This is a genomic window from Pseudarthrobacter sp. CCNWLW217, assembly GCF_037203985.1.
Taxonomy (GTDB): domain Bacteria; phylum Actinomycetota; class Actinomycetes; order Actinomycetales; family Micrococcaceae; genus Arthrobacter.
Genome location: NZ_JBBCBT010000019.1, coordinates 94,334 through 104,554, shown reverse-complemented (window position 1 = coordinate 104,554; position 10,221 = coordinate 94,334). Strand labels below are relative to the sequence as shown.

General features: G+C 64.1%; 11 protein-coding genes. 6 read left to right on the top strand and 5 right to left on the bottom strand.

What is annotated here, in order from left to right; all coding sequences use genetic code 11:
• Positions 1–315 precede the first annotated feature (315 nt).
• Entirely contained in the window at positions 316–1,632 is a 1,317-nt protein-coding gene (locus tag V9L18_RS19040; RefSeq protein ID WP_337348719.1) for an ATP-binding protein, read from the top strand.
• Between the two features lie 67 nt (positions 1,633–1,699).
• Positions 1,700–2,944, top strand: a complete 1,245-nt coding sequence (locus tag V9L18_RS19035) for a low temperature requirement protein A (protein ID WP_337348718.1) — start codon at positions 1,700–1,702, stop codon at positions 2,942–2,944.
• On the opposite strand, the gene V9L18_RS19030 is transcribed toward V9L18_RS19035, so the two are convergent.
• On the bottom strand, positions 2,941–3,624 hold the full coding sequence (locus V9L18_RS19030) for an HD domain-containing protein (protein ID WP_337348717.1): 684 nt from the start codon (positions 3,622–3,624) through the stop codon (positions 2,941–2,943). The two genes, V9L18_RS19035 and V9L18_RS19030, sit on opposite strands and share 4 nt — an antisense overlap.
• Before the next feature lie 39 nt (positions 3,625–3,663).
• Positions 3,664–4,563 (bottom strand): tRNA glutamyl-Q(34) synthetase GluQRS, encoded by a 900-nt coding sequence (gluQRS, locus tag V9L18_RS19025; RefSeq protein WP_337348716.1) that lies wholly within the window; start codon positions 4,561–4,563, stop codon positions 3,664–3,666.
• Positions 4,564–4,889: 326 nt separating this feature from the next.
• Between gluQRS and V9L18_RS19020 the strand changes: the two genes are divergently transcribed.
• The 3 genes from V9L18_RS19020 to V9L18_RS19010 all read left to right on the top strand — a co-directional run bounded on the left by V9L18_RS19020 (position 4,890) and on the right by V9L18_RS19010 (position 7,593).
• Positions 4,890–5,348 carry an Lrp/AsnC family transcriptional regulator gene (locus tag V9L18_RS19020; RefSeq protein WP_337348721.1) on the top strand — a complete coding sequence of 153 codons (459 nt, stop codon included), beginning with the start codon at positions 4,890–4,892 and terminating at the stop codon, positions 5,346–5,348.
• Positions 5,349–5,455: 107 nt separating this feature from the next.
• On the top strand, positions 5,456–6,943 hold the full coding sequence (locus V9L18_RS19015; protein ID WP_337348715.1) for a WXG100 family type VII secretion target: 1,488 nt from the start codon (positions 5,456–5,458) through the stop codon (positions 6,941–6,943).
• Positions 6,944–7,080: 137 nt separating this feature from the next.
• On the top strand, positions 7,081–7,593 hold the full coding sequence (locus V9L18_RS19010) for a hypothetical protein (protein ID WP_337348714.1): 513 nt from the start codon (positions 7,081–7,083) through the stop codon (positions 7,591–7,593).
• On the opposite strand, the gene V9L18_RS19005 is transcribed toward V9L18_RS19010, so the two are convergent.
• Positions 7,590–8,045 carry an Lrp/AsnC family transcriptional regulator gene (locus V9L18_RS19005; RefSeq protein ID WP_082979127.1) on the bottom strand — a complete coding sequence of 152 codons (456 nt, stop codon included), beginning with the start codon at positions 8,043–8,045 and terminating at the stop codon, positions 7,590–7,592. The genes V9L18_RS19010 and V9L18_RS19005 overlap by 4 nt on opposite strands.
• A gap of 104 nt (positions 8,046–8,149) precedes the next feature.
• Between V9L18_RS19005 and V9L18_RS19000 the strand changes: the two genes are divergently transcribed.
• Positions 8,150–8,791 carry a LysE family translocator gene (locus tag V9L18_RS19000; protein ID WP_337348713.1) on the top strand — a complete coding sequence of 214 codons (642 nt, stop codon included), beginning with the start codon at positions 8,150–8,152 and terminating at the stop codon, positions 8,789–8,791.
• Between the two features lie 3 nt (positions 8,792–8,794).
• Here V9L18_RS19000 and V9L18_RS18995 read toward each other — a convergent pair whose 3' ends face one another.
• Positions 8,795–9,154 carry a nuclear transport factor 2 family protein gene (locus V9L18_RS18995; protein WP_337348712.1) on the bottom strand — a complete coding sequence of 120 codons (360 nt, stop codon included), beginning with the start codon at positions 9,152–9,154 and terminating at the stop codon, positions 8,795–8,797.
• A 54-nt stretch (positions 9,155–9,208) separates the two neighbouring features.
• Positions 9,209–10,174, bottom strand: a complete 966-nt coding sequence (locus V9L18_RS18990) for a hypothetical protein (RefSeq protein ID WP_337348711.1) — start codon at positions 10,172–10,174, stop codon at positions 9,209–9,211.
• Positions 10,175–10,221: the final 47 nt, after the last annotated feature.

Here is a 10,221-nt window from a genome sequence, read left to right as displayed (position 1 = left end):
GCCTGCCGCAACCGCATCCGCGAAATCGCCGAAACCCGCGACGGCTTCACCGGCACCGCCCCCGTCATCGCCAACCCTCCGGCGGCCACCTTCAAAAAGTAGCGCTCCGCCAGCCAGCTGGCAGTAACGTTCGACGGCGGCACCTGGGCTCTGTACACACACGGAACCCGGGTGCCGCCGTCGTACTCCCGTCATGCAACGCTCCCGCAACCCCGCCGAAGGGGCGGATCGCCTATGCTCAGCAGAGCGCGTCAAAACGCGGCTCTATAAGGCTTCAACGAGCAGTTCAACGACGAACCACCCGGGAGACACGGCATGACCAACTGGCGGATCAGGGATTTCCACTCGGCGGACCTGGACGGGATCCTGCACCTTTGGGAAACCCTCAAGGCCAACAACGTGGAACCGGTCTACGCGCTCTCTGAGGTATTGGCCTCGTGCGAAAAGGACCACGCGGTAGTGGCTGTCCTGGGAGACATGGTGGTGGGCGCCGCCGTCGGACGTGCCGCACACGACCAAGGCTGGATCGTTTTCCTGGCCACCCTGCCGGAATATCGGGGCCGCGGGATCGGCACTTCGCTGCTCGCCGCCGTCGAAAACCGGATGGCCCCACACGGCCTCAACAAACTGTCGGCATTGATGCCGGAATCCGAAACCCGGGTGGAGGCGTTCCTCAGCCGGGGCTTCGCCTTGAAGAAGAACCTCCGCTACTTTGAGCGGACCATCCCCGTCCAGCGCCAGGAACTGGGAGCGCTGGGCCAGCTGGGCGGCCGCATCCTCGCCCGTGACCTCTGGGAGAACGTTGCCGGCATGCGGAACGAGAAGGAACTCCTCGAACGGCGCCTTGTCCTTCCCCTGGCTGAGGCCGACCTCGCCGACGAATACGGCGTGGTGCCGCCGCGCGCCGTGGTGCTCTTTGGTCCTCCCGGGACCGGCAAGACCACGTTTGCGAAGGCGATCGCGTCGCGGCTGGAATGGCCGTTCGTGGAGGTATTCCCCTCCCGGCTGGCCTCCGATCCCAAGGGACTCGCCGGCGCCCTTCGCGAGACGTTCCTTGAGATCGCCGAGCTGGAGCATTGCGTGGTGTTCATCGACGAGGTGGAAGAGATCGCCTCACAGCGCTCAGGTGAACCGCCGTCGCCGCTCCAGGGTGTCACGAACGAGCTCCTGAAAATCATTCCCGCGTTCCGCGAACAGCCCGGCCGACTGCTGGTGTGCGCCACGAACTTCATCCGGGCGTTGGACACGGCATTCCTTCGCCATGGCCGGTTCGACTACGTCATCCCGATCGGCCTGCCGGACCGCCAGGCCCGCGAAGCGATGTGGCAGCGTTTCATTCCCGCCACCGTTGTTGACGACGTGGACGTGGAGCTCCTGGTGGAGCGGACCGAGGGTTTCTCTCCTGCGGACATTGAGTATGCCGCCCGCAGCGCCTCCCAGCGGGCGCTGGAAAAGGCAGTGTACGACGACGGTGGCGCGGCTTCCGGCGGCAGTGGTTCCGTTCGCGAGGCGGTCCGGAAGGGCCCTTCCACGCAGGACTACCTGGACGCCATCGGCGAGACGAGGACCACCGTCAGCGCGGAGGTCCACCAGGACTTCCTGGAGGACATCGACGCCCTGGGCCGGGTGTAGCCCGCGCAAGGCCCGTGGCTGCACCGCCAGTGGAGCCAGCTACTGCGCTGGCGGTAATCTTTGACCCATGTCCTCCTCGAACCCGCTTCGGCACGCCTTCTCCCGCATGGGCGGCCGGGATCCCCATGAAAAGCATCGTTCGGCCACCCCGCTGGAACTCTTCTTCGACCTGACGTTCGTCATTGCCTTCGGAGTGGCCGGCAGCCAGTTCGCGCATGAGATCGCGGAAGCGCATTTCGGCGCCGGGCTGCTGGGATTCTCCTTTGCGATGTTCGCGGTGATCTGGGCGTGGATCAACTTCACATGGTTCGCGAGCGCCTACGACACCGACGACTGGGTGTTCCGGGTGGTCACCATGGTCCAGCTTCTCGGCGTGCTGATTCTGGCCATGGGCATCGAGCCCATGTTCCATTCGCTCGTCGAGGGCAAGCATGTGGACAACGCAGTGATGGTGGGCGGCTACGTGATCATGCGCCTGGCCCTGGTGTTCCAGTGGCTACGTGCAGCACGGCAGGATCCCGCACGCCGGCAGACCTGCCAGCGCTACGCCACGTATCTTGGCGTGGTGCAGCTGGGCTGGATCGCGGTACTCATCATTGAAGCGGACATCCTGACGACGTTCCTCGTGGCTGCGCCGCTGTTTGTCTTGGAAATGCTCGCTCCCTACGCAGCGGAGCGCAGCATGCGTACCCCCTGGCACGCACACCACATCGCCGAGCGCTACGGGCTCCTCGCCATCATTGCCCTTGGCGAATGCCTGATCGGTGCGATCGAAACCCTCCGCGCCATCGTTGCCAACCACGGCTGGAGCGTCGATGCGGCCCTTGTGGGCTTCGGCGGAACGGCCCTGGCCTTCAGCATGTGGTGGATCTATTTCATCCTGCCCGCTGGTCCGGCCCTGCACCACCAGCGGCACCGCTCATTCTTCTTCGGCTACGGGCACATGCCCCTTTTCGCGGCCATCGCCGCAACTGGCGCCGGACTGCATGTGGCGGCGTACTACGTCGACCACGAGGCCCACATCAGCGCTGCGGTGGCCGTGGCCAGCATCGCCATACCTGTGGCGCTGTTCAAACTCTCCTTGACTTGGCTCTTCAGCGTCATGATCTGCGCAGACCGCACCGTCATTGCCGTGGCGGTTGGCGTAGTGGTCGCGCTGGCGGGCAGCGTGGGACTCGCCGCCGCAGGGGTCTCGGTGCCCGTTTGCCTGCTGGTGATTGTGCTGGCTTTGGGCGTGTCGATTGTCATTGACGAGAAGCACGGCACCGAACGAATGAACGCAGCGCTGGAGCGGATGAAAGCAGGAGCCTAAGAGGCACCGTCCGTCCGGCTGTCCGCCGTTTCAGGGGCGTGGACAGGCAAAGCCGTCTGCGCAGACTCGGCCCCCGGGGCGTCGTCGTAGGCCAGGTTCTCGTAGTCGGTCTCGTCCTCGTCGTCCAGCCTCTCGTCCAGCTCCTCGAGCAGCCAGGGATTTACCCTCGCAAGGATCTTCCGGACTTCCTCCACCTCGACGGCGGCATAAAGTACCGGACGGGCATCCCGGTACTTAGTGACAGGCGGCTTGTCAGGCCACTTGTCCGCAAGCGCCTTGACGCGCTCAGGCAATGAGTTGTGGGCGTTGTCAGCGATCTTGACCAAGGCGGCGTCGTGGTCTTCGGCGATTTCCCGGATTCCGGAGGCGTAGTCGTCCGGATTCTCATGGAGCCGGTTGGTGACCCGTTCAATGATTCCCACGGCACGTTCGGAGACGCCCATGTCCAGCAGGGCCTGCCTGGTGATGGGCGTGTCCTCTGCAATGTCGTGCAGGTACCCGGCGATCCGGATGTCATCGTCGAAGTCTTCCAGCGCATCCCCCACGGCGATCACGTGGTCGCGATACGGCCGCTTCAGCTTGTCCTTTTGGCGGTTGTGGGCCACCTCGGCCAGGACTTTGGCGGTCTCAACAGTGAATCTAGGCGCGGGGCTGTGCTCCGTGGAGTGCTGGTCTGACATCCCCCAAGCCTACGCGTGGCCTGCAAATGAAGGTTCCCCTCAGGACAAGCTGCCTGGTCCTGAGTCCGGCCAGACCCAAGCATCCCGCGGGAGGCTGTCCGGCCGGAACGCTGCCAGCGCCTGGTCCAACGTTCCCGCTGGCAGGCCGAGCGACTGCAGCAGGTTGTCCCGGACGTCTTCAACGGACACGCCCGCGCGTGCGAGGTCGCCCAACGTGACTGCGCCATCGCGCTTGGCCAGCCGCGCGCCGTCGGAATTCACCACCAACGGAACATGGGCATATTCCGGAATCGGAATATGCAAGAGGGACCCAAGGTATGCCTGGCGAGGCGTGGACGGCAGCAGATCATCGCCCCGGACCACCTGGTCGACGCCCTGCGCTGCATCATCCACCACGACAGCCAGGTTGTACGCCGTCACGCCGTCGTTGCGGCGCAGGACAAAATCGTCCACCACGCCCGTGAATTCTCCATGCAGGACATCGTTGACGGTGTACTCCGTCACCGCGGAACGCAGGCGGAGTGCAGCCGGCCGCATGGACCTCTTGAACTCCAGTTCTGCGGGATCGAGGTTGCGGCACGTTCCCGGATAGGCGCCCTGCGGCGCGTGGGGAGCGGACGGCGCCTCTTGGATCTCCCGGCGCGTGCAGAAACACTCATAGGTCCGGCCGAGCTCCGTCAGCCGGCGTATGGCGTCGTTGTAGACCTCACCACGGTCCGTCTGGTGTACCACCGCGCCGTCCCAGGTAACGCCGATCGCCGCAAGGTCCCTGAGTTGCTCCGCCTCCGCTCCGGCCCGGGCACGGTCAAGGTCCTCCACCCGGAGCAGGAAATCCCGCCCCGTGGATCGGGCAAACAGCCATGCGAGCATGGCGGTTCGGAGGTTGCCCACGTGCAATTCACCCGAAGGACTGGGGGCAAAGCGGCCGGCAGGGGTCATGGTTCAACCCTAGTCCGGGCACACACAAGAGCCCCTCAGCTACCGATGACTTCGGAGATCCGACGTCGGGAGCTCAGGGGCTCTTGCCGTGTTTGCTTCAATGACCGTGGTGTGAACAAGTGTCAATCAGCGGCGGCCTCCTTGCGGGAAGCGTGTCCAGTGTCCGGGTGGTGTGCCGGGGAGCCTGTAGCCTGCGGGGTTCGGCGGTAGCCTCTGTCCTTGTTGCCACAATTTGAACAGAAGCCATACAGTTGGCACAACCGGCACTGTGTTTGTTGATCAGTCTGACTAATACCTGCCGCCAGGACCGACAGGAAGTGATCAGATTGCAGGAATTGGACGCCACCGACAAGCGCATTCTCAGCGCCCTTGACGAGGACCCACGCGTTCCCATCATGGTGCTGGCCCAACGGCTTCGGCTGGCGCGCGGTACGGTGCAGTCGCGCCTGGAGCGGATGTCGGCGTCGGGCGCGCTCCGTCCCAACAGCAGCCGCGTACTCCCCTCCGCACTAGGCCGGGGAGTGGCAGCAGCAGTCAGCGCGGAACTGGATCAAAGCCACCTCAATGAAGCCATCGCGGCGCTCCGGGAAATCCCCGAAGTCCTGGAGTGCCACGCACCGGCCGGCGACACCGACCTGCTGATCCGTGTGGTGGCCACCAGCCCGGACGATCTCTACCGGGTCTCAGAGGAAATTCGGCTGTGCCCCGGGATTGTGCGCACATCCACGAGCATGTTCCTGCGTGAGGTCATCCCTTACCGGACCACCGGATTGCTCAAGGACTGAGTTCCGAGTCCACGGGGCCTGCGCGCAGCCCAAACGGGGACCTCTCCCCATCGCCCCGCCAGCCCCATCGCAGCTAGGCTGGCACGGGAATCCATTCAGGGGGAAACATGGCGGGGAACTTTTACGGCGGTGACGTGGCCCAGTTGCGGCAGCTCGCCAAGGACCTGGCAGGCGGCGCGAACAGGTTAAGCCTGCTCGGTTCGCAGCTCAGCAGCGTCATCAGCACCGGCGCCTGGAAAGGGCACGACGGCGAACGCTTCCGGAGCGACTGGACGTCGTCGCACATGAAGCTGCTGAAGTCCGCAACGGCGGGCCTGGAGCAGGCATCAAAGATCCTGCTCGCCAACGCCGACGAGCAGGAGAAGGCCAGTAACAGCGGGGGTACTGGTTCCGGCGGCAACAGCCCAGGGGGCAGCGGTTCAGCGGAAGGCGCCGCCCAGGATCTCACGGACCGCCTAACCGGCATGACTCCCGAGGAACGCGCCGAATATCTCGGCAGTGACGAATTCAGGCAGTGGGCCCTGAACAACCCTGAGGGCGCCAAAGCCGCCATGGACGCCGCCGCCGACTCGGGCCTGATCGAGAAGAACTCCGAGGAATACGCGGATTTCCTCAGCTCCTACTGGAACAACCAGGCCATGCTGGACATGGGCATAGACCCCTCCAGCTGGGACACGTCCAAGGGCACGGAACATAACTGGGAGACCATCAAGAAGGTCTACGACTTCTACGGCCAGGCCTATTTATCCAACCCGGACCTGCAGTGGGCCGGGATGGCCAACATGATCGGCCCGTCCTTCGCGGGCGGCTTCAAGGACATGGCGATGCTGCGCGACCTCGCCCAGCAGATCGCGGACAATCCGGCCTCGGACGTTCCGCTCCCCATCCTGGACCAGATCGAACAGCTCGCCGGGATGACCGATGAGGAGATCCGTTACTACGAGACCAGCATGCTGGACATGAACAAGGAGATCTTCCTCGACCAGGCGCGGCAGCACCAGGCCTACATGGACGGCGGCATCGAGGAAATCAACAGGCTACGGGACTCGGGTGCCATTGACGCCGGTACCGCCGAGGAGTGGGCCAAGATCGATTCCGGCGATCCGGACCTTGTCCAGGAGGGCAACACCGCCCTCCTTTACCGCGAACAGAACGAGATCATTGCGGACGACTACGACAACATGCGCAACCACCCCGGCGGAGAGGCCGTGACTTACCTGGTGACCCTGGCCGGTGAGCCCTCCATTCCAGGCGCAAAGAGCTACCCGGAGGTCTTCCCTTACACCTTCAGCGTGGAGAGCCCCGGCCCGGAAAACGTGCCCTTCACCAACTGGGACAACCCCACGCAGTTCCGCACTGACTTCACCACCGGCTTCCCCGACGGGAACATTTCCAACGCCGACCAGCGCTGGGAACTCATCCGGCAGGACACCCTTCCGGCATACCAGGACCTCCTGGCGAGTGACCCCGCACGTGCCGGGCAGATCATCGCCTCCGACTTCAACGACCGTGTGGACCAGTACAGGCCAATCAACAACATCCCCGGCATCATGGACCGCTTTGTGGATGGTTTCGACGCCGAGGTGCACCAGTGAGTCTCCCGCGCATATCCGTACGCCCGCCCCTGAGGCGGCAGGCCGCCGTCGTACTTCTTGCCCTTTCCGCTTGCCTCGGTCTGGCCGGCTGCCAGATGACCGGCACCCCCACCGAACCGACCTCTCAAGGGAGCACCATGAGCACCTCCGAATTCTCCACCCTCGATGCGGCTGGAGTGGCCGCCATCCGCGAATCCAGGACAGCGAGGCTGGACATGAGCTCGGGACGGCTGGAAAAGGCTGCCGTACGGGTCACCGAAGACAGCTATGGGCCCGAGATCAACACCCGGGACTCGGGAAAAATCAAGCTCACCATCGTTGCCCCAAGCGGCGAGATCAGCGGGGAAACAGACCGGATCCGCTTGAACACCACCGAGAAGCGGTCGGACTTCAGCGAACTCACCTACTTCCTGACCGCGGACTCCCCCGACGAGTACTTTGAGCTCATCCGGGACGGAGTGGAACGGTACGGGATCGACGCCGACTCCGCAGAACGCTGGATAGCCGGCGCCCAGCGGGAACCGGAACGGAAAAGCGATTTTTCCATCACATCCGGCACCTCCACGGGCCTGGACGTCAACTATGACCTCCGGTATGACGGAACGAAGGACACGCAGGTGATCATCGTCCACGTCAGGCCGGCAGCCTAAACGGGCGGGCCTGCGTTGGACTTCAGGTTCTTCATCACCAGCGTGGACGTCAGCCGCTCAACACCCGGCAACGATGTGAGCTCGGCGTCGTAAAAGCGCTGGTACGCCGGCAGGTCCTCGGCGATGACTTTCAGCAGGTAGTCGGGGGAACCGAAGAGCCGTTGCGCCTCCACAATGTTGGGGTTGTCCGCCACCCGGTTCTCGAAGATCTCCATGGTGGGACGGTCCACCTGGCGCAGCGTCACAAACACAATCGCTTCGAACCCCAGCCCCACGGCGGCCGGATCAATGTCCGCTTTGTAGCCACGAATGACTCCCGAGGACTCCAGATCGCGCAGCCGCCGGTGGCAGGGCGCAACAGTCAGGCCTACCTTTGCGGCGAGGGCTGTGGCAGTCATGCGGCCGTCCTCTTTAAGGTGGCGCAAAATATTCCTGTCAATGTGGTCTATCACGCAACAATCTTACCGAAACAGCGGTTCCTTGTGAGAAAACAGGGAGCACTTATGGCACCAAAGTTCATAGGGTTTGTCCTGTAGCCATCTGACAGGAGCAAACCGTGAACGCCCAGCTGTTTTTCGCCTTTATTGTGGTGGCCGCCGCCCTCGCCTGTACCCCTGGCGTGGACTGGGCGTACTCCATCACCGCGGGCCTGCGGCAGCGGAGCTTTGTGCCCGCGGTGGCAGGGCTCTGCGGCGGCTACGTCCTGCACACCATCCTGATGGTGGCTGGCCTGGCAGCCCTGCTGGCCGGAATGCCAGGCGTTCTCACCTGGATCACAGTGGCCGGAGCAGGCTACCTTCTGTGGCTCGGCATCAGCACGCTCCGGTCCTGGCGCGGGGCATCCTTTGGCGCGGCAGACGCCGTCGGGCTTCCCACTGCCAACCAGCTGCGAACGTTCCTCCAGGGCATGGGTACCAGCGGCATCAACCCCAAAGGCCTGCTCTTTTACGTGGCCCTGGTGCCGCAGTTCGTCAGCCCCGAAGCGTCCTTGCCGGTGCCCGTGCAGTCCGGGCTGCTGGGCCTGACGTTTGTGGTGCTCGCCGGCATTGTCTACACCTGCGTGGCGCTCCTGGCCCGGAAACTCCTGCAGTCCCGCCCTGGTGCAGCACGGAAAGTGACCCTGGCCAGCGGTGTGATCATGGTTGCCCTGGGCGTGGTGCTCCTGTCCGAGCAGTTGGTTCCACTGTTCATCTCCTGACGGCTACGGCCGCCGCTCCATGAACCACTCCGTAAATTCTGAAGCCCGCCCGTCGGGAGCCAGCCGGATGACCCACAGGTTGTCATAGCTGGGCCGGTCACCCAGGTAGTGGGTAAAGCCCTGCACAAAAGCGAGATCGCCGTCTGTACCCAATAATGACCACTCGAACGTCCACTCCTCCGGTTCATCGCGGGCAGCCAGCCACCGGTCCACGATCTGCTCACGCCCGCGCCAAGGATCCTTGTCGTGCGGGCGGGTGGCGTACACCGCCTCTTCAGTGAACAGCGCACGGATGTCCTCTGGCTCGTTGGTGGTCCACGCGCTGATGTACTTTTCCATCCAGGACCGGACTGCGTCACTCATTTCTCCGTTGTACTCCCGAGCGGACCGCCCCACAAGGCTGCCACAGCGAACGGCTTACTCGCCGTCGAGCTTCTCCCACTCCTGTTCCCACAGCCGCCGCTCCTCGACGTCCTTGCGTATGACTTCGAAGGTTTCGAGCTCCGCAGGCCTGCCGCGCAGCCAATCCCGAGGGTTGAGCGACTTCCGGCCGTTGTCCAGCAGCAGGAAGGCACGGTCCGTCAGGGCGTCGTTACGCAGCATCATGTCCGTCTTCCGGCGGCGAAGGACCTCCCGAAGGGTTTCCTCGGACTTTGCCCGGGCGCCCAGCCGCCGCAGCGAGCGGGCGCGTAGCAGCAGCAACGCAGCGGACAGATCATCAGAGTTCAGCAGTCCCTCCGTCCAGATCACCACCTGCTTGTCCCGGCCCAACGCAAAGGCCGCCGAACAGCGCGCCAGGGCCGCAGGCAGCGAGGGCGGTAGTTGCGCAGCGGTGTGAAGTGCGGCTTCCAGCTGACCCATTTCCCGCAGGCAGTGCGCGAGTGCCAGGAACACTGCCTCTTCGCTGAACAACACGGGGACCTCGACGCGTTCGGCCACCTCTACCCGGGTGACCACGCGCGTGAGGTAGACGGAGGCATACTGGTTGGCGTCGTCGTGGTTCCTGATGGCGAGCCCCCGCTGCAGGAGCTCTGCCGCCCGCAAATACCCGCCGTGCTTATACGCCAGCAGTCCGGCCATGATGTAGCAGAGCCCGGCCCAGCCAGGATAGGCGCGGGCCAAAGCGATGAGCCGATCAGGTTGCCGTGCACTGAAAATTGCCTCGTGGACGGCCTTGACCGTTTTCCCGGACAGCATCTTGAGCCTCGGAATATTGCCATCCACGGAGAGGAACGCCTGGTTCCGGCCGCCGAGAACGCTGTGCAAAATTCCGCCCACTCCATCGGCCAATTCACGGACAGCCGTGCGCAACTGGACCGGACCAAACGGCGTGAGGTCCCGGGTGTCCCGGTAGATCGGTGTTAGAGCATCCCCCGCGGTCATTTCTCCATGCTAGCCGCGCGGCACCGCGCGCCGGGAAACAGGGAGGG